Raw genomic sequence first — 20,174 nt, 5'->3', positions numbered from 1 at the left:
GCTATCCGTCCTGTCTGTTTCCGGCCGCGCGATTGCACGGCCTGCATTCGAGCTGGACATCGGTGTTGTAGTTGTCCAGGACTTCTTCACGCGTGACGTTCGGAGGGAACTTGCGGTTGCTCCACGACTCCGGGAAGTGCCCGCCGTCCCACATGCGGGGTCCGCCGTTCGGGTCGTACGGATCGTCGTAGACCACACCCTCGCAGCTCGGGCCACCGCGGGAGCAGACTCTACCCTGCGACCCGTGCGGCCCCGGTGCGACCTCGGCGTCGTCCCACATCTGCCGCACCGTGGGGGTACGGAACGAGGGCCGGCTGGTGACGTGCCCGGCCTCGTTGGTCCCCCGCAGCATGCCGTCGGGGTGCACCTGACCGGGCTGGATGCGGTCCGGGTTGGCCGCGAACCGTCCGCCGTGCCGCCACTGGCCGTTCCCGTCGGGTGCCGGTCCGCCGGTCGGGCAGACGTCGTCGGCGTTGTGGACCAGGACCTGGGAGTCGCCCGCCGCCACGAAGTACGTGTGCAGGCCGTCGACGCTCAGGTCGTAGGTGATCCGCGCGGACCGGTAGGAGCGGATGTCGAGGATCGGCGTCCGTCCGCCGTCCGCCCCCTGAAGGGCGTGCTGCTTCTTCAGGTCGGCCGCCTGGGTCCAGGCGTTCGTCGTGGCGTCGTAGAACTGGTGGTGAGCGGTGGTCTGGATCGTCTTGGGACCGGACTTCGAACCCACGACGACGTCGACGTAGTCGCGGTCGGTCTTGGTGACGATGACCGCCTTGACCCGGTGTCTCTCCTTCTTGTCCTTGCCCGGCTCGGCGGTCAGTACGTAGTCACCGACCCGGATCTGCGAGATGGCCTTGGTGGCGGTGGTCGACACCAGCACCGGGGTGTTGCGGGTGAAGCTGTGCGGGGTGCACCCCTTGCGGCCGTACTTGCTGAGCGCGGCGCCGAAGATACCGCCGAGCGCGGCACCCGTCACCGTCGCCTTGGCAGCGCCACTGACGCTGCAGCCCTCCTGGCTGCTGGAGCAGGAGACGCCGTAGGTGGCGGCGCTCTCCGCGGCACCACTGGCCGCGCCTGTCACCGCGCCCCGGGTCACGGCGCTGACCGCCGTGCTCAGGGCCCGTCCGGCGACCGCACCCGCACCCATACCGATCAGTCCGGTGGCCGCGCCGACCGCGGCGGCACCGAGGAAACCGCTCAGGGTGTGCGGCCCGTCGCTCATCGCGTAGCCGAGTGAGTTGATCAGAGCACCCGCGCCGACCGCGCAGGCCACCGCACCGACACCTGCCGTCGCCGCCGTACAGACGACGGCGGCCGCGATGCCCGCGACGATGGGGACGATGGTTGCCGCGTGCTGCTTCACATAGTTGGCGGTGGCTTTCACGGCCTTCTTGACCGCTCTGCCGACCTTCTTGGCCGCCTTGACCACCTTGTGGGCGACGCTCTTGATCACCTTGGCCGCGTGCTTCACCGCGCGCTTGACGGTCCTGACGACCTTGTGGACGTACTTCTTGACCCGCTTGTACGTCCGCTTGACGTATCTCTTGACCTTCTTGACGGCATCGTGCACGTAGTGCACGGCCTTGCGGACCGCGTGCTTGACCCGCTTGACCGCCTTCTTGACCGCGTGCTTGATCTTCTTCGCGGCCTTCTTGACGGCCTTGGCGACGTGCTTGACGGCCTTCTTCGTCTTGTGCCAAGCGGACTTGGCGACGTGCTTGACCTTCTTCTTGAACTTCTTCCAGGCCCCGCCGAAGCTCCAGTGACCGGTGGGGTCGGTCATGGTCATCGGGTTGGCGTTGGCGTAGGCGAACTTGTTGGCGCCGATCGAGGCCGGCAGGCCGTCCACGTCCGCCGTGTCCCGGCTGTTGAACTGGCCGGTCTGCGGCGAGTACCAGCGAGCGGCCATATTGACCTTGGCCGTCTCGGGGTCGGTCCAACCCGACTGGTAGCCGAGCTGTCCCAGCATGGTGGCGGTCTGGTTGACCTTGCCGAACGGCGAGTAGGTGGTCGACCCCGACAGCGCCTCGCCGCCCGCCGTGAACTGCGCGATGACATCGCTGTGGACATCGGTCATCGCCAGCACGGAACTGGTGCCCGACTTGATGCCGAGCAGCCCGCCGTCGCCGTTGCGGCTGTAGGTCGACGAGCCGTCGGAGGCCACGTCGTTGCCCAGGCCGCTGTACTGGAAGGTGAACAGCGGGCCGGTGCCGGGGTCACTGGCGGTGAGCACCCGGTCCAGACCGTCGTACGCGTACGTACGGTCGCCCTCGTTGATCACCCGGTTGAACGCGTCCGCCTTGATGACGCTGACCTTGTTGCCGTCGTCCGTCATCGAGCTCATGGTGCCGCGGGCGGTGTACGCGTACGCGTTGTGCCCGTCGGAGGTGAGCTGGTTGCGGGCGTCGTAGGTGTAGGTGTCGCCGCCCACGCGTGTCCGGTTGCCGGAGGCGTCGTAGCCGTAGCTCTCCGTCGTCGTCCCGTTGTTCCAGGACGACAGGCGGTTCGCCCAGTCGTAGGTGTACGTGTTGGCGGAGGCGCCCGCGACCCCGGTCGTCGTCTTCGACGTCTCGTTGCCGTTCTCGTCGTACCCGTAGTTGACCGAGGCCAGCGTCTTGCCGGTCGGGGAGGTCAGGGTGTCCGACGTGAGCTGCTCCAGGGCGTCGTAGCCGAAGGCGCGCTTGGCCTTGCCGGTGCCGTAGTCGATCGACTTGACGTTGCTGTTGACGTCGTAGCCGTAGGTCAGCGTCGAGCCGGTGGCGCCGTCGTTGACCGTGGACAGCCGTCCCGCGGTGTCATAGCCGTAGGTGGAGGTACCGGACGCGTCGGTGCGCGTGGTCATCCTGCCGTCGCCGTTGTAGGCGAAGGAGGAGGAGCCGGAGGCGCCGCTCGTCGACAGGAGCTGGCCCCGGTCGTCGTAGCTGAACGTGTCCTTGCCGGTGTCGGCGTCGGTGCCGGTCACCGAGGTGATCCGGTCGTCGGCGTCATAGCCGTAGGTGTGGTCGGCCGTGGCCGCCTCGGCACCGGTGCCGGTCTGCTTGGTCAGTCGTCCCTTCGCGTCGTAGTCGTCGACGACCTTCACCCCACCGGGCGAACGCTCCTCCTTCACCCGCCCGTTGGCGTCATAGGTCGTGGTGAAGGTGCGGTCGGCCGCGTTGGGATAGGCGGGCGTGGCCGGCTCGATCGTCGACTCCGGGCTGCCCCACGAGTTGTACGTCGTGAGGAAGGCGTTGTTGCGGCCGTCGGTGAACCGCGTCCTGTTGCCCGCCACGTCGTACCCGAAGGTCGCCGTGATCGACTCGGTCGCGGAGACCGGCTGCACGGCCTTGGTGATCATTCCGGTCGCGTCCACCGTGAAGTTGGTGGTGTGCCCGCGGAAGTCGGTCACCGAGGCCTGCCGGCCCATCCGGTCGTACGTCGAGCTGGTGGTCCGCAGCACCTTGCCGGTCGCGTCCAGGTCGCTCATCGAGACCAGCTGACCGAACCCGTCATACGTGTTCTTGGTGCTCGTCCCGTCCGGATCCGTGGACGTCAGTATCTGCCCGTCCTGGTCGTACGTGAACCGCGTCGTGTTGTTGGCCCCGTCCGTGGTGGACGTGACCTCACCCAGCGCGTTGTACCCGTAGGACTCGCTCACTCCCGCCGGGCTCACCACCTTGGACAGCTGCTGCCCCGGCGCGTCGTAGTAGTTGATCGCCGTGTACGCCCGCTGGGTGGGCTGGCGGACGATGTCCGTGCTGGTGAGCTCGCGGCCCAGGTAGTCGTAGGTCGACTCCTGGCGGGCGCCGTTGGGGCGGGTCGCCGAGAGCTGGTCGCCGTTGGTGTCGTAGGTGTAGCGCGTGGTGTCGCCGCCCGGCTCCTTCACCGAGGCCAGGTCGCCCAGCTGGGTGTAGGTGTACTCGGTGCGGTTGCCCAGCGGGTCGACCTCCGCGGAGACCTGGCCGAGGTGGTTGTACTCGTTCCAGCTCACCGCCTTGATCGGCGTGGTGGCGCCCGGCGGGGTGTAGTCGGGAAGCGTCGTGGACGCCTCCTGGCCCTCGCCGTCGTAGGCCGTCACGGTCACGTTGCCGAGCGGGTCCGAGGACTCGGTCTCCTCGCCGAACGTGTTGTAACCGGTCATCGAGACCGGGCGGACGGAGACCGGGGTGCCGCCGTTCTGCTCGGCGTTGACCGCCGGCTCGGTGACGCTGGTCTGCTGGCCCGACTCGTCGTAGCCGTAGTCGGTGGTCGCGCCGTTGGCGTCGGTCATCGACAGGGGCATGCCGCGCTGGTCCAGCTTCCAGCTGGTGGTGCGCACCGAGCTGCCCGCCGCGGGCAGGGTCTTGCCGTAGACGCCGGAGACCTGCGTCGCGGTGAGCGCCTCGCCGTAGACCTGGACGTCCGCGAGGGAGCCCTTGTGGTACTCGCCCTGCGTGCCGCCCGACATACGGCGGCCGATCTGGAGCGGCCCGGTGGCCTCCCAGGAGCCGCTGTACGGGGTGGTCGCCTTCAGCGCGCCGTTGACGAACAGCCGGATCTCACCGGCCGCCGCGTCGTAGACACCCGTCAGGTGCGTCCAGGTGTTGGCCGTCACCGCCGCCGTGCCGGAGGTGGCACGGGCCAGCGTCGGGGACGCCACGTCGCCGGAGGTCCGGTTGAACGACCAGCCGTACGCCGTCGAGTAGTACAGCTGGAAGCCGTGGTCGGCCGTGCCGTCCTGCGAGACGAACGTGTGGTTGGCGGTGGTGTCGGCCAGCTTCACCCAGGTCGAGACGGTGAAGCTGCCGTTGGTGTTGACGGCCGGGCCGGTGCCCTGGCCGTACGCGTTGGCCGTGCCGTCGAAGACCGCGCTGCCGCCCTGCTCGGTGGAGCGGGTGACGCCGGAGCCGAAGGTGACCTTGTTGTTGCCGCCGGAGGAGTCCGCCGCGTTGGTGCCGCTGGTCTCGTTGAACTTCCAGCGGCCGACCGGCGCGGTGGTGCCGTCGTGGACGGTGGTGCCGGTGACGTTGCCGAGCGCGTCGTAGCGCGTGTCGGTGGTGCTGGTGTCGCCGGTCGGGTCGTAGTCCGTCTCGGACACGACGTTGTCGTCCGGGTCGTAGGAGACCTTGTTGGTCCGGGCGAGCCCGCCCGGGTCCATCGTGGTCGAGGTCGTACGGTCGGCCGCGTCCACCGTGAACGAGGTGGTCGTGGTGCCGTCGTTGGTGACCTGCTTGGTCAGGTTCCCGGCCGCGTCATAGGTGTTCGCCTGCTCGGTGAACGCCTTGTTGTTCTGCGGGTCCCTGCGCACCACCGTGGCCGAGAGGCCGTCGTCGGTGTAGGTGTACTCGGTCACCCAGCCCATCGCGTCGGTGATCGACGCGAGCCGGCCCGCCGGGTCGTACGCCCGCGACTCCTGCACCAGCTTGGTGGGAGCGGACGGGCTGTTGGGGTCGCCCGTGTAGTTGAGCAGGCTGGTGGTGAGCGGCCTGCCGTCGGCGTCGAAGGTGTACTCGTTGACGTTCCCGGCCGGGTCCGTCTCCTTGACCTTGTTGCCGTAGACGTCGTACTCGAACGCGGTGGTGTCGCCGCCCGGGTCCGTCCGGGTCGCGACCCGGTTGTACGCGTCGTACGTCATCGAGGTGACCCGCGCGGTGTCGCCGCCGGTGGCGTCCGCGACCGTCTGGGACTGGACGTTGCCGTCCGGGTCGTAGACGGTCGTCGACTTCGCCTGGTGCACCGCGCCGGTGACCCGGTTGGTGACCTTGGGGCTGATCTCCGAGATGACCTGGTCGTCCTTGTCGTACGCCAGCGTGGTCGTCAGACCCGCCGGGTAGGAGTCGGAGACCTCGGTCTTGGTGATCTGGCGGCCCAGGTTGTCGTACGTGTACTTCACCGAGGCGCCGTTGGCGTCGGTGATCTGCGCCAGGTCGCCGTTCTTGAAGTAGGTGTACTTGGTGCTGCGGCCACCCGGTGTGCGCACCTCGGCGACGAGTCCGGCCGGGGCGTAGTTGGTGCCGCCCTCGGCCGCGACCGTGGTCGCGGTGGTGTAGACCGTGGAGGCCGTACGGCCCGCGGGCGAGCCCGGCACCGGCGGGGTGGTCACCGAAGTGACGTTTCCGCTCGTGTCATAGGTGTAGCTGGTGAGGTACGTGTTGTCCGTGGGGCCCGAGGAACGGCCGTCGCGCTCGGTGAGCACCAGGTCGTTGCGCGGGTCCATCGTCGGGAACAGGGTGGTCGCGTCCGGGTAGTACGTGTAGTACTCGGTGGCGCAGCTGTTGGCCGCGGTGTTCTGGCAGGTGGTCGTGGAGACCGTGTTGCCGCGCACGTCGTGGCCGGTCACCGAGCGGTTGCCGTTGGCGTCCGTGACGGTGTGCAGGAAGCCGGACGTGTCGTACCCGTACGTCGTCCGGTTGCCCCCGGTGTCGGTCGCGGCGAGCAGCCGGTTGCCCAGCTCCGCGTCGTACACGTAGGTCAGCGTCTTGTCGGTCGGGTCGGTCAGCTTGACCGTGCGCACCGGCGCGGTGCCGGCGGACGCCTTGGCGGCCGAGTAGTGGCGGCCGACCTCGTCCGCGGTCAGCGGCGCGTCGTAGAACGCGACCTCGGCGATCGAGCCGTCGAAGTAGCTGACGTCGGAGGGCGAGCTGATCCAGCCCTTGGTGAAGCCCGCGCCGATGAAGGTGCGGGTGGTCGTCTGGTCACCGGCGGCGCCGGTGTAGTCGGCCTGCTTCTCGCCGTCCAGGTAGAGCGTCTGGGTGGTGCCGGAGGCGGAGAGGACCGCGTGGTGCCAGGCGTTGTCGGTGACCGCCGCCTTGGAGCCGAAGTCGGTCGTGCCGCTGCCGGTGGCGCTCCACCAGTGGCCGCGCAGCTTGCCGTCCGCGCCCACGTACATCAGCGGCGAGTAGGCGGCGCCCGCGCCCGCCGGGTCGCCCGGGACCCGGGCCTGGTCGGCCGCGATCACACCGGGCTTGGCGGTGCGGAACCACAGCTCGATCGCGCGGTTGCCGGAGCGGTGCAGCGGGGCGTACGGCAGCTCGGCGTAGGAGGCGGCGCCGTCGAAGTCGACCGCCGTCGCGTCGTCGGGGCCGAACGGACCCTCCGCGCCCTGGGTCACCGTGTTGTAGGTGCCGAAGCCGGTGTGCACCTCGTTGGCGGCCTGCGGCGCGCCCTGGACGTCACCGAGGCGCCAGTACCCGGAGGGGGCGGCGCCCATCACGGCCGAGCGGTAGACCTGCGAGGAGCCGGTCACGGTGGCCGGGTTGAGCTTCCAGGTGCCGCCGTCGCCGTCGACCGCCTGGGTGACCAGGTCGTCGGCGGTGGAGTAGGTGACGGAGCTCTGGATCTTGCCGTTCGGCGTGGTGATCTTGTTGAGCAGCCCGGCCGGCCGGGTCGCCGCCTGGTACTGCGCGGTGATGACGTCCTGGCTCAGCGGCTCGGAGTAGATCGCCGCCTCGGCGAGCTGGCCGCTGAAGTGGCCGAGCGGGTCGGCCGCGTTCATGTTCGGCCAGCCGTCGGTGTTCACACCGGCGCCGAGGGTCAGGTAGGGCTGCGCCCAGTCGTTGATGGTGCCGGACTTGGAGCCCTGCGAGACGCCGTCGAGGTAGAGCGACATGGTGGTGGCGGCGCCGGTGAGGACGGCCTGGTGCCACTTGTTGTCGTTGACGGCGGCGGCGGAGACGATCGTGGTGTTGCAGCCGGGCGACGAGGCGAAGCAGCCGTGCAGCTTGCCGTCGGTGCCGACGTAGACCGCCGGGGTGTTGTGGGTCGTGGTGCCCACCGGGTCGGGGTCGCTCAGCGGCTTGTCGCCGTAGTAGAAGAGGACACCGCCCGCCTGGGAGGTCTTGAACCAGAGCGAGACGCTCGCGTACGAGGGGGTCGCGCCCGGGGCGCTGGGTATCTCCACGTAGCTGCTGGTGCCGTTGAACGTGGCGGCCGGCTGGGTGGACCCGGCGAGCACGCCCGTGCCCCCAGTGGTCACGTTGTGGTAGATGCCGTTGTACTTGCCCTGGTTGAGGTCGACCGCGTCCTTGGCGACACCGTCACCGGCCGCCTCGCCGAGCCGCCAGTACGCGAACGGGTCCTCGTCCAGGACCGTGGTGCGGTAGTGGTTGCCGGTGGCGTACCCGTAGGTGATGCACTTGGACCAGTCGGCGGGCGGGCAGACCTTGGTGAGCTGGTCACCGGTGTAGCTGTACTGCCAGGTCTGCGCGGTGGACGCGTCGCCCGCGGTCGACGGGTCGGTGGCGACCGTGTTGACGTGCGCGGCGGTGGCGCCCGCGGGGGTCTGCCAGGCGAGGGTCAGCGAACGGTTGGACGTGGTGTTCGTGATCTTGGTCAGCTGGTTGTTGGTGTAGCTGAACGTCTCACCGCGGTTCGCGAAGTCCGTGATGGTCTTGATCGCGTAGACCCCGGCCTTGGCCGTCGTCTGGGTGAAGCTGTAGGTGGTGAAGTCCTTGTCGACCAGCGTGTAGCCGCCGGTGACCGCCTGGAAGCGGGCGTACCGGCCGAGCGGCGGGACGAAGGTGCCGTCGGTGTTGCGGCCGAAGGCGACCTGCTCACCGCCGGGGTAGGTGATGACCACGCTGGTGACCGCGCCGGAGCTGTCCTTGACCTCGGCGGCCTTCATGTCCGCGATGGTCGCCCAGCCCGCGCCGAACGCGCTGTCCTGGCGCGGGTCGAGGCTGTTGTAGGAGCGCTCGATGGAGAGCGAGGGCCCGGTGACCTCGACGTCCGCGTCGGTGTCGTCGGTGGTGTAGTTGCCGTCGCTGGGGTCGAACTCGTGGCCGTCGGTGTTCTGGCTGAGGCCCGAGGTCACCGGGGGCTGCGGCACGGCGGTGGTGAACCGGCTGTCGTACGACACCGCGTTGGTGCCGTCGCTGACGGTGGCGAACCAGAGGTAGTTCTTGGACCACTTCAGCTTGCCGGCCGGGATCGCCCAGGCGCCCTGGGTGAGGGTGCCGGAGCTGACGACCGGGGTCTGGCTGCCGCTGTCCGCGTCGAAGACGTCGAAGGAGTACGACAGGGCGCTCGGGCCGTGGTCGGCGTCGGTCGCGTAGACCGTGAGCTCCGGGCGGAGCGTGTTGGCCTGGTAGTTCTCCGGCGGGTACTGGGCGTTGATCTGCGGGGCGGCGTTGGCCGTGTAGGTCAGGTCCAGGGCCGGGCGGAAGCCCGCGGTGGTGGAGTTGTCCGAGTGGAACTTCTTCCAGTGCAGCATGTCACTGGTGATCGCGGTCATCGCGAGGCCGTAGTTGGCACCGCCGCCCGCGACCGTGTTGAACCAGCTCGTGTTGAGCGGGACGGGCATCTTCACGCCGACGCTCGTGGAGCTGGAGGAGTTGGTGCAGGACGCGCCGGGCGCCACCGTCGCCGAGCCGATCGCCGAGCCGTAGGTCGGGCCGGGGTAGCTGGTGACCGTGGAGGGCGTCCAGGCCTTGGTGACCGGGTGGACGTTGAACGGCTCGGCGGTGCAGGTCGAGGACCAGACCGCGTACACGTTCAGGGTCGCGGCGGTGACCTTCTGGCCCGCCAGCGTGGTGCCCAGCGAGGAGAACTGGAGGAACGAGTTCGCCTTGTTGGTGCCGGAGTCGTACGACCCCACCTTGATCATGTTCTCGGTGGAGTGGTCCCCGCCGATGGTGTTCTGGGTGTACGTCGAGTTGCTGGCCGTCACCGTCGGGTCGACGGTGACCGGGAAGACCCGCTTCGGGTCGTCCAGCCAGGCCCGGTCGGCGGTCATCCGCAGCGCGGGGGCGCCGTCCAGGGTGGTGAGCTCGTAGCGGACCGCGCGGGACTGGGCGGCGTCGCCCGAGCGCGGGTCGATCTTCGAGTCCTCCATGAAGGCGTGCGGGACGGTCGCGGTCACCTTGCCGTCGGCGTCGGTGAACACCACGTCGCCGTTGTCCGCGATCTTCGGGGTGAGCCCCTTGGTCTTCAGCGGGAAGACCCAGGTGTTGGGCGCCGCCTTGGAGCGCAGGACGATCCGCTCCTTGAAGCCCTCGGCGAGCGGCGACAGCTTGAGGTCGGTGTCCTTGAAAACGTTGTCGTACGTGGCGGTGGAGTCACCGTCGACCACCGGCTCGCTCTTGGCGGCGCCGTGCAGCCCGTACGAGAGCGAGCGCCCGGAGCCGAAGTCGACCGAGGCGAGGTCGGGGGCGACCGCGTCGGGCGCGAAGGCGACGCCGAGCGAGTTGGCGTTCTCGACCAGCCGGCCGCCCTTCTCCTCGCGCAGCTTGGTGTCGATCTGCTTCCAGCTGCCGTCGGCGGCCTTGAAGTTGGAGCGGCCGGTGTAGTGGCGCACCGTCGTGGAGCCGTCGGTGTTGGTGTAGAAGTCCGAGGTCGCCGTGGACTTCTTGGCGTCGCGCCTGCTGGTGCGCGCGTCGAAGCTCTTGGCGTTCCCGGCCGCCTTGCCGGTCTTCGTCAACTCGGCCTTGTCCTGCGGCCGCTCGTACGCACCGAGCTCGCCCTTGCCCTTGCCGGGCCGGTGGCCGTTGCCGCCCTTGGCCCGGGTCTGCTTGGCGGAGGCGCTGTGGCTCTTGCCGCGCGCGGTGCCGCCCTGCTGGTCCGGGGTGTCGAGCGGGGACTTGTTGGCCCACTCCCACAGGCCCGACAGGGACCACTTGGGCATCGACAGCCGGGGCAGCGTCGCCCCGGTGGCCTCCGCCGTCTCGGTCGTCAGCATGAAGGAGAAAGCCAGCAGGACCAGGAGGGCGATCCTCCTGGCCCTGCGGTGTCCGGTTCTCCCGGGTGGAAACAAGAGACGGGACGTTCGAGCCCATCGAGCGCGCATTGAGGCAGCCTTTACTTACGCGAGGCTTACAGAAGACAAAGCCAGGCGATCGTGCCTCACGGTTTTACGGAGGTTGCTTCCACCCCATGATCCTTTGACATTTCTTTGCCATGTTCATGCGGTGCGGAACAACAAATTCCGGGCTATCCGGGTGTATTGACCCCCTGCTCGACGGCCCGGGCGACATCCGCCTTCACTCCGTCACCCGGCTTCACGGCCGTCACATTGGCCGCCGCGGCCTCGCCGCCGACCACCACGAAGCGGACCTTGGGGTGGGCCTTCGCGGCCGCCTCGGCCGCCGCCACCGGAGCCTTGCCGACCGCCACGACCACGTCGCAGGAGCGCTGGATGAGGCTGTTGACGAACGGGGTGGCGTTGGCGGCGGTCTGCTCGTCCGTCACCGGGACGAAGTTGACGCGCGCGTGGGTGGCCTTCGAGGCGTCCTGCATCCCCGCCCATACCGGCGCGCCCTCGGTGCCCTCGGTCACACCCTTGTCCCCGGTCAGCAGACAGGCGTCGACGTTCTTGTACTGGCGGGCCCGCGGATCCGGCGGCCCCGGCTTGTCGTCCTTGTCCAGCACCGAGACCAGCACCGCGGCGACGACCACGGCCGCCGCCGCGCCCGCGGCGATCCACACCCGGCGCCGGTGCACCCGCGCCAGCGCGGTGAGCCGGGCGAACCGCAGCCGGTAGCGCGCGTATCGGCCCTGCTTGTCCTGCTCCTCGCGGGCGGCCTTCGCCGCCTGCGCCTGACGCACCTGCTTGACCTGCTTCACTGCTGTTCACCTTGCGCTTGCGGTCCGTTGTACCCCTCTGCCCCGTCCGTACTGCTGAGGGTCCGGGGGTCGCCCCCCGGGAGATTGCCGTACGTGCTCTTGCCGTTCTCGTTCGGGGACTGCCGGGCCGCCGGCCACGCCTTCCAGGCGTGCGCGGACGCCCCGGCCGTGGACAGCCCGATGAGCAGCACATCGGCCGCGAACCGCATGCCGTGCGTGGTGTCCGGGGTGGTCGCCAGCTGGAGCACCCAGGACACCCACACCGCGCAGAAGACCGCGAAGGCGACCCAGTCCGCGCTCCGGTGCCGCCGCAGGGCGATCACCAGCGACGGCACCGGGCACAGCAGGCCCAGAGAGGCGAAGGGCAGCAGCGCGAGGCCCGTGCGTGCCACCCAGGCCCCATACGGATGTATGGGACGAGCGGTGACATTCTCGACAGGGTTCACAATCGGACCTCGCAGTTCCGTACGGGGCGCATGGCAGCGGCCGACGTACGGTACAACCCATTTCCGCTCAGCGCATCAGCACCCCCGCCCCCTCCCCCGTCGCCTCGGTCGGCAGGGCGACCAGGCCGAGATCGGCGCCGTCGGCGAGGAGCCGGTGGGCGGGCAGGACGCGGACCGTGTAGCCGTAGGGGCCGGTCCGGTCCAGGGCGAGCGGGCCCTCGTACACCCAGCGCCCCTCCAGGTCCGGGCCGCCCGCGGGCTTCAGGGCGACGGTACGGGCCTCGGCGAGGGTGTCGGCGGCGTCCACCCGCCCGGCGACCGCCTGCACCTCCACGTCGTCCGGCTGGAGCCCGCCGAGGCCGGCCCGCACCCGCAGGGCGAGCGTGGAGCCGAGCTCCGCGTGCCCGTTCGGCGCGGTCGCGGCCACCGCCTCCACATGGTCGACCGCCACCTGCGGCCAGGCCGCCCGCACCCGGGCCTTCCAGGCCGCCAGCTCCCGGGCCGTGTCCGGGCCCAGGTCGCGGTGGGCCCGGGCGGCGGGCGCGTACAGCCGCTCCACGTACTCCCGCACCATCCGCCCCGCCAGCACCTTGGGGCCGAGAGAGGCCAGGGTCTCGCGGACCATCTCGATCCAGCGGCCGGGCAGCCCGCTCTCGCCCCGGTCGTAGAAGCGCGGCGCCACCCGGTCCTCGATCAGGTCGTAGAGGGCCGTCGACTCCAGCTGGTCCCTGCGGTCCTCGTCGGTGGCGGAGCCGTCGGCGGTCGGGATCGCCCAGCCGAAGTCCGGCTCGTACCATTCGTCCCACCAGCCGTCCAGGACCGACAGGTTGAGGCACCCGTTGAGCGCGGCCTTCATCCCACTGGTCCCGCACGCCTCAAGGGGCCGCAGCGGATTGTTGAGCCACACGTCACAGCCCGGGTAGAGCTTCTTGGCCATCGCCATCCCGTAGTCGGGCAGGAAGACGATGCGGTGACGCACCCGGGGGTCGTCGGCGAACCGCACCAGCTCCTGGACGAGCCGCTTGCCGCTGTCGTCGGCGGGGTGCGCCTTGCCCGCCACCACGATCTGCACCGGCCGGGTCGGATGGAGCAGCAGCTCCATCAGCCGGTCCCGGTCGCGGAGCATCAGGGTCAGCCGCTTGTACGAGGGGACGCGGCGGGCGAAGCCGATGGTCAGGATGTCGGGGTCGAGCACCCCGTCCACCCAGCCCAGCTCCGCCGTACCGGCCCCGCGGGTGCGCCACGACGCGTACAGCCGCTCGCGCACTTCGAGGACCAGCTGCTCGCGCAGCTCGCGCCTCAGCTCCCAGATCTCGCTGTCGGGGATGTCGGCGACCGCGTCCCAGCGCGGCGAGCCGCCCACGGTCAGCGCGTCCTCGGCGCGCCCGGCGCCGATCTGCCGGGCGCCGAGCCGGAACACCTCGGGCGCGACCCAGGTCGGCGCGTGCACCCCGTTGGTGATGGAGGTGATCGGCACCTCCGAGGGGTCGAACCCGGGCCACAGGCCCGCGAACATCTCCCGGCTGACCTCGCCGTGCAGGGTGGAGACGCCGTTGGCGCGCTGGGCCAGGCGCAGCCCCATCACGGCCATGTTGAAGAGGTTGGGCTCGCCGCCCGGGTAGGTCTCCATGCCGAGCTGGAGGATCTTCGAGACGTCGACGCCCGGCAGTTCGCCGTCGTCGCCGAGGTGGTGGGCGACCAGTTCGCGGTCGAAGCGGTCGATGCCGGCCGGGACCGGGGTGTGGGTGGTGAAGACGGTCCCGGCCCGCACCGACTCCAGGGCCGCCTCGAACTCCAGCCCCTCACCGGCGAGTTCCCGGATCCGCTCCAGGCCGAGGAAGCCCGCGTGGCCCTCGTTGGTGTGGAAGACCTCGGGCGCGGGGTGCCCGGTGATCCGGCAGTACGCGCGCACCGCCCGCACCCCGCCGATGCCCAGCAGCATCTCCTGGAGCAGCCGGTGCTCGCTGCCGCCCCCGTACAGCCGGTCGGTGACCTCGCGTTCGCCCGGGCCGTTCTCCTCCACGTCCGAGTCGAGCATCAGGAGCGGGACCCGGCCGACCCGGGCGATCCAGACCACCGCGTGCAGGGCGCGGCCGCCGGGCAGGTGCAGACGGATCCGGGCGGGCTCGCCGTCGGCCTCGCGCAGCAGTGACAGCGGCAGTTCGTTGGGGTCGAGGACGGGATAGTGCTCCTGCTGCCAGCCGTCGCGCGAGAGGGACTGGCGGAAGTAGCCGTGCCGGTAGAGGAGTCCGACCCCGATCAGCGGCACGCCGAGGTCGCTCGCGGATTTGAGGTGGTCGCCGGCGAGGATGCCGAGCCCGCCCGAGTACTGCGGCAGGGCGGCGGTGATCCCGAACTCCGGCGAGAAGTAGGCGATGGCCCGGGGCAGCCCCTCGGGCTGCTCCTGGTACCACCGCCGCCCGCCCAGATAGTCGGCGAGGTCGTCGGCGCAGGCGGTCAGGGACCGCACGAAGCGGCGGTCCTCGGCGAGGGCGGCGAGCCGGGCGGCGGAGACCGACCCCAGCAGGCGCACGGGGTCCTCTCCGGCCGCCCGCCATCCCTCGGGGTCGACGGACCGGAACAGTTCGCGGGTCTCCGGATGCCAGGACCAGCGCAGATTGCGGGCCAGCTCACTCAGCGGCCGCAGGGGCTCGGGGAGGACGGGGCGGACGGTGAATCGACGGATTGCCTTCACGTGTTCCACCTTCGCAGGGGATGTACGCAACAAGGGGGACGTACAGCTCTGTTCGACTGCCCTTCACCCTCGAAGGTAGTGGGCGGGCGCCTCGCACTACCACGGCGCACGGAAGCGACCGCCCCCGGCGTGCGCCCTTGTGGGCGTCCCCCGGGGGCGGGAGGCTGCGAAGGTCGGCCGAGCCCGAGGGGGACCACGGCATGGGAGCGACACGCGGTACACGGCTGCGCACGGCCGGGGCGCTGACGGCGCTGGGCACGGTGGCGGCGCTGGTCCTCGCGCTGCCCGCCCGGGCCGCGCCGCCCGAGGGGCGCGTGCTCGGCGCGGACGCGCCGGGCGCGGTCGGCGGCAGCTACATCGTCACGCTCAAGGACTCCACCAGCGCCTCTTCCGCGGCGGGCCGCGAGCTCGCCGCCCGGTATGGGGCCCGGATCAGCCGTACGTACGGCACCGCCCTCAACGGCTACGCGGTCCGCGCCGACGCCGGCCGGGCCCGGCGCCTGGCCGCCGACCCGGGCGTGGTGTCGGTGGCGCAGGACAGCGCCGTCGCCCTGGAGCACCGCCAGGACGACCGGCCGGGCGGGGCCCCGCCCGCCCCGGCGCCGCAGGTGACCTGGCCGCGGGGCGGCGGTGCGGGCGTCACTGCGTATGTGATCGACACCGGGGTGCGCACCACCCACCGGGAGTTCGGCGGCCGGGCGAGCAGCGGCTGGGACTTCGTGGACGACGACGCCGACGCCCAGGACGGCAACGGCCACGGCACCCATGTGGCGGCGACCCTGGCGGGCGCGACGACCGGCGTGGCGGGGAGCGCGGCGGTGGTGGCCGTGCGCGTCCTGGACGACCGGGGCACCGGCACCACCGCCCGGGTGATAGCCGGGATCGACTGGGTGACCCGCCACGCCCACCGCCCCGCCGTCGCCAATCTGAGCCTGGGCGGCGCCCCCAGCCCGGAGCTCGACCGGGCGGTGCGGGGCGCGGTCGCCGCCGGGGTGACCTTCACGGTCGCGGCCGGGAACGAGGGGGAACCGGCCGCACGCCACTCCCCGGCCCGGGTCGCGGAGGCGATCACGGTCGGCGCGAGCGACCGCGACGACGCCCGGGCCTCCTTCTCCAACTGGGGCTCCGCACTTGATCTGTTCGCCCCGGGTACGGGTGTCGTCTCGGCGTGGAACACGGGCGACACGGCGTACCGGACGCTGTCGGGCACGTCGATGGCGGCGCCGCACGTCGCGGGCGCGGCCGCGCTGTACCTCGGCGGGTACCCGGCGGCGGATCCCGCCGAGGTGGGAGCGGCCCTGACCGCGCGGGCGGCCACCGGCCGGATCACCCGCGCCGGTCCCGGCTCGCCCGACCGCCTGCTGCGCGTGGACGGTGGCCCGGATGCCAACTGAACTTGTGGGTAGGCAAATTCTGGTGCGGCCCCGCCGAAAGACGGGGCCGTTTCCTTGTCCGATCCGTTACGCCCAGGTAGTTAACAAACCACCGGAATGCCCACTCGTAGCCTGTGGAAGGCTCCTCCGGTAGGACGCCGTCTGTGCAACCGCTGACCGCCACCCGAGTGAACGCGGACAGGAGCGGCCATGCCCGCAGCCCGTCAAACGTCAACGGAGCAGTTACAAAGATCAGACCCCGCCACGCCCCGTACCCACCAGCCACCAGGTGAGCCCGTGAATATGCCCATCGGCCGTATCCCCGTCCTGGACGTCCGCCCCGCCGTCGACTGCGGCAGAAGGCCGGCGAAGGCGGTGGTGGGCGAGGCCTTCCTGGTCACCGCCACCGTCTTCCGAGAAGGCCATGACGCGGTCGCCGCCAACGTGGTCCTGCGCGACCCGCGTGGGCGGCCCGGCCCGTGGACGCCGATGCGCGAGCTGGCGCCCGGCACCGACCGCTGGGGCGCCGAGGTCACCCCGGCGGCCGAAGGGCACTGGTCGTATACGGTCGAGGCGTGGAGCGACCCGGTGGCCACCTGGCGCCGGCACGCGGGGATCAAGATCCCGGCGGGTCTGGACACCGAGCTGGTCCTCACGGAGGGCGCCGCGCTGTACGAGCGGGCCGCGCGCGGGGTGCCGAAGACCAAGGGGCGCGAGGCGGTGCTCGCCGCGGTGGACGCCCTGCGCGACGGCGCCCGCCCGGCCGCCGCCCGGCTCGCCGCGGCCCTGACCCCCGAGGCCGACGCGGCCCTGACCCGCTACCCGCTGCGCGAACTGGTCAGCGCCAGCGAGCCGTTGCCCCTGCTGGTCGAGCGCGAGCGGGCGCTCTTCGGGTCCTGGTACGAGCTGTTCCCGCGCTCCGAGGGCGCGGTGGTCCAGCCCGGCAGGCCGCCGGTGAGCGGCACCTTCCGGACCGCCGCCGAGCGGCTGCCCGCGGTCGCCGCGATGGGCTTCGACGTGGTCTATCTGCCGCCCGTCCACCCCATCGGCACCACCTTCCGCAAGGGCCCCAACAACAGCCTGTCGGCCGCGCCCGGCGACGTCGGCGTGCCCTGGGCCATCGGCTCGCCCGACGGCGGGCACGACGCCGTCCACCCGGACCTCGGCACCCTCGACGACTTCGACCACTTCGTGCGCACGGCCGGCGATCTGCGCATGGAGGTGGCCCTCGACTTCGCGCTCCAGTGCTCGCCGGACCACCCCTGGGTGGACAAGCACCCCGACTGGTTCCACCACCGGGCGGACGGCACCATCGCGTACGCCGAGAACCCGCCGAAGAAGTACCAGGACATCTATCCGCTCGCCTTCGACCGCGACATGCCGGGGCTGGTCGCCGAGACCGTGCGGATCCTGCGGTTCTGGATGGACCACGGGGTGCGGATCTTCCGCGTCGACAACCCGCACACCAAGCCGGTGGTGTTCTGGGAGCAGGTGCTCGCCGAGGTCAACGGGACCGACCCGGACGTGGTGTTCCTGGCCGAGGCGTTCACCCGGCCCGCGATGATGCACACGCTGGCCCGGATCGGCTTCCAGCAGTCGTACACGTACTTCACCTGGCGCAACACCAAGCAGGAGCTGACCGAGTACCTCACCGAGCTGACCGGCGAGGCGGCCGCGTACATGCGGCCCAACTTCTTCGTGAACACCCCCGACATCCTGCACGCCTACCTCCAGCACGGCGGCCGCCCCGCCTTCGAGGTGCGCGCGGTGCTCGCGGCGACGCTCTCGCCGAGCTGGGGTGTGTACGCGGGGTACGAGCTGTGCGAGAACACGGCGCTGCACGACGGCAGCGAGGAGTACCTGAACTCGGAGAAGTACGAGCTGCGGCCCCGGGACTGGGAGGCGGCCGAGCGCGAGGGCCGCTCGCTGGCCCCGCTGCTGACCTCGCTCAACCGGATCCGGCGGCGCCATCCCGCGCTGCGGCAGCTGCGCTCGCTGCGCTTCCACCACACCGACAACGACGCGGTGCTCGCGTACAGCAAGCGCTCGGGGTCGAACACCGTTCTGGTGGTCGCCAACCTCGACCCCCACCACACCCAGGAGGCCACGGTCTCGTTGGACATGCCGGAACTCGGCCTTTCGTGGCACGAGTCCGTCCCGGTGCGCGACGAGCTCACCGGTGAGACCTACCACTGGGGCAGGACCAACTACGTGCGCCTAGAGCCGGGCCGCGCGCCCGCGCACGTCCTGGTCCTGCGACCGTCCCCGCCGATCGGAGGGTCACCCACACCATGATCGTCAACGAGCCCGTCCACGACACCTTCGAGGACACTCCCGCCAAGGACCGCGATCCCGAATGGTTCAAGCGGGCCGTCTTCTACGAGGTGCTCGTGCGGTCCTTCCAGGACAGCAACGGCGACGGCGTAGGGGATCTGAAGGGCATCACCGCCAAACTCGACTACCTGCAGTGGCTGGGGGTCGACTGCCTCTGGCTGCCGCCCTTCTTCAAGTCCCCACTGCGGGACGGCGGTTACGACGTCTCGGACTACACCGCGGTGCTCCCGGAGTTCGGCGACCTCGCCGACTTCGTGGAGTTCGTGGACGCCGCCCACCAGCGCGGCATGCGCGTGATCATCGACTTCGTGATGAACCACACCAGCGACCAGCACCCGTGGTTCCAGGAGTCGAGGAAGGACCCCGCGGGCCCGTACGGCGACTACTACGTCTGGGCCGACAACGACAAGCAGTTCCAGGACGCCCGGATCATCTTCGTCGACACCGAGACCTCCAACTGGACCTTCGACCCCGTCCGCAAGCAGTACTACTGGCACCGCTTCTTCTCCCACCAGCCCGACCTCAACTACGAGAACCCGGCCGTCCAGGACGAGATCCTGGCCGCGCTGCGGTTCTGGCTGGACCTGGGCATCGACGGCTTCCGCCTCGACGCCGTCCCGTACCTCTACCAGGAGGAGGGCACCAACTGCGAGAACCTGCCCGCGACCCATGAGTTCCTCAAGCGGGTGAGGGCCGAGATCGACGCGAGCTACCCGGACACGGTGCTGCTCGCCGAGGCCAACCAGTGGCCGGAGGACGTCGTCGACTACTTCGGCGACTACGCGGCCGGGGGCGACGAGTGCCATATGGCGTTCCACTTCCCCGTGATGCCGCGCATCTTCATGGCCGTGCGCCGCGAGAGCCGCTACCCGGTCTCCGAGGTGCTCGCCAAGACCCCGGCCATCCCCAAGACCTGCCAGTGGGGCATCTTCCTGCGCAACCACGACGAGCTGACCCTCGAAATGGTCACGGACGAAGAGCGCGACTACATGTACGCGGAGTACGCCAAGGACCCCCGGATGCGCGCCAACATCGGCATCCGGCGCCGGCTGGCCTCCCTGCTGGACAACGACCGCAACCAGATCGAGCTGTTCACCGCCCTGCTGCTGTCCCTGCCCGGCTCGCCGATCCTCTACTACGGGGACGAGATCGGGATGGGCGACAACATCTGGCTGGGCGACCGGGACGCGGTGCGCACTCCCATGCAGTGGACGCCCGACCGCAACGCGGGCTTCTCGTCCTGCGATCCGGGACGGCTGTTCCTGCCCACGATCATGGACCCGGTCTACGGCTACCAGGTGACCAACGTGGAGGCCGCCATGGCCTCGCCGTCGTCGCTGCTGCACTGGACCCGCCGGATGATCGAGATCCGCAAGCAGAACCCCGCTTTCGGTCTCGGCTCGTACACCGAGCTTCCGTCCTCCAACCCGGCGGTCCTGGCGTTCCTGCGGGAGCACAACGACGACCTCGTGCTCTGCGTGAACAACTTCTCGCGGTTCGCCCAGCCCACCGAGCTGGATCTGCGGGCCTTCGCCGGCGCCCATCCGGTGGAGCTGATCGGCGGGGTGCGCTTCCCGGCCATCGGCCAGTGGCCGTACTTGCTGACCCTGGCGGGTCACGGCTTCTACTGGTTCCGGCTGCGCAAGGACTGCATCGTGATCGGCTAGTTCTCCCGCCCTGAGGGCGCCTCAGGGCGGCCCCGGGCGGGCCGGTTTCCTCCGGCCCGCCCGGGGCACTCTCCTCAGCGACGCTCCGGACCGCTCCCAGAGGCACACCGGACGCTCCGCGCGCCGCCGGACAGCCAATGCCGCA

General features: G+C 70.5%; 7 protein-coding genes. 3 read left to right on the top strand and 4 right to left on the bottom strand.

Features of this window, described 5'->3' with window-relative positions; translation table 11 throughout:
* Position 1: 1 nt before the first annotated feature.
* The 4 genes from BX283_RS27750 to glgP form a co-directional block, all read right to left on the bottom strand.
* The gene (locus tag BX283_RS27750) at positions 2–10,630 is read right to left on the bottom strand and encodes a LamG-like jellyroll fold domain-containing protein (protein WP_257583899.1); all 10,629 of its coding nucleotides are present in this window, start codon (positions 10,628–10,630) and stop codon (positions 2–4) included.
* 251 nt (positions 10,631–10,881) lie between these two features.
* A complete protein-coding gene (locus BX283_RS27745) occupies positions 10,882–11,514 on the bottom strand; it encodes a BMP family ABC transporter substrate-binding protein (protein WP_180357267.1) in 633 nt (210 codons plus the stop codon).
* Positions 11,511–11,906, bottom strand: coding sequence for a hypothetical protein (locus BX283_RS27740; RefSeq protein ID WP_101390218.1), 396 nt, complete (start codon positions 11,904–11,906; stop codon positions 11,511–11,513). Before BX283_RS27740 ends, BX283_RS27745 begins: the two co-directional genes overlap by 4 nt.
* Before the next feature lie 121 nt (positions 11,907–12,027).
* On the bottom strand, positions 12,028–14,655 hold the full coding sequence (gene glgP / locus BX283_RS27735) for an alpha-glucan family phosphorylase (RefSeq protein WP_101390217.1): 2,628 nt from the start codon (positions 14,653–14,655) through the stop codon (positions 12,028–12,030).
* A 200-nt stretch (positions 14,656–14,855) separates the two neighbouring features.
* Between glgP and BX283_RS27730 the strand changes: the two genes are divergently transcribed.
* The 3 genes from BX283_RS27730 (at position 14,856) to treS (ending at position 20,029) form a co-directional block, all read left to right on the top strand.
* Complete coding sequence (locus BX283_RS27730) at positions 14,856–16,049, top strand: S8 family peptidase (RefSeq protein ID WP_101390216.1); 1,194 nt, start codon at positions 14,856–14,858, stop codon at positions 16,047–16,049.
* A gap of 282 nt (positions 16,050–16,331) precedes the next feature.
* On the top strand, positions 16,332–18,323 hold the full coding sequence (locus BX283_RS27725) for an alpha-1,4-glucan--maltose-1-phosphate maltosyltransferase (RefSeq protein ID WP_180357492.1): 1,992 nt from the start codon (positions 16,332–16,334) through the stop codon (positions 18,321–18,323).
* Positions 18,320–20,029 (top strand): maltose alpha-D-glucosyltransferase, encoded by a 1,710-nt coding sequence (treS, locus tag BX283_RS27720; RefSeq protein WP_101390214.1) that lies wholly within the window; start codon positions 18,320–18,322, stop codon positions 20,027–20,029. The genes BX283_RS27725 and treS overlap by 4 nt, the downstream gene beginning before the upstream one ends.
* Positions 20,030–20,174 lie beyond the last annotated feature (145 nt).

This window comes from Streptomyces sp. TLI_146 (assembly GCF_002846415.1).
Classification (GTDB): domain Bacteria; phylum Actinomycetota; class Actinomycetes; order Streptomycetales; family Streptomycetaceae; genus Streptomyces.
Note: the sequence above shows the minus strand (reverse complement) of the source record. Positions and strands in the feature narration are given on the sequence as shown.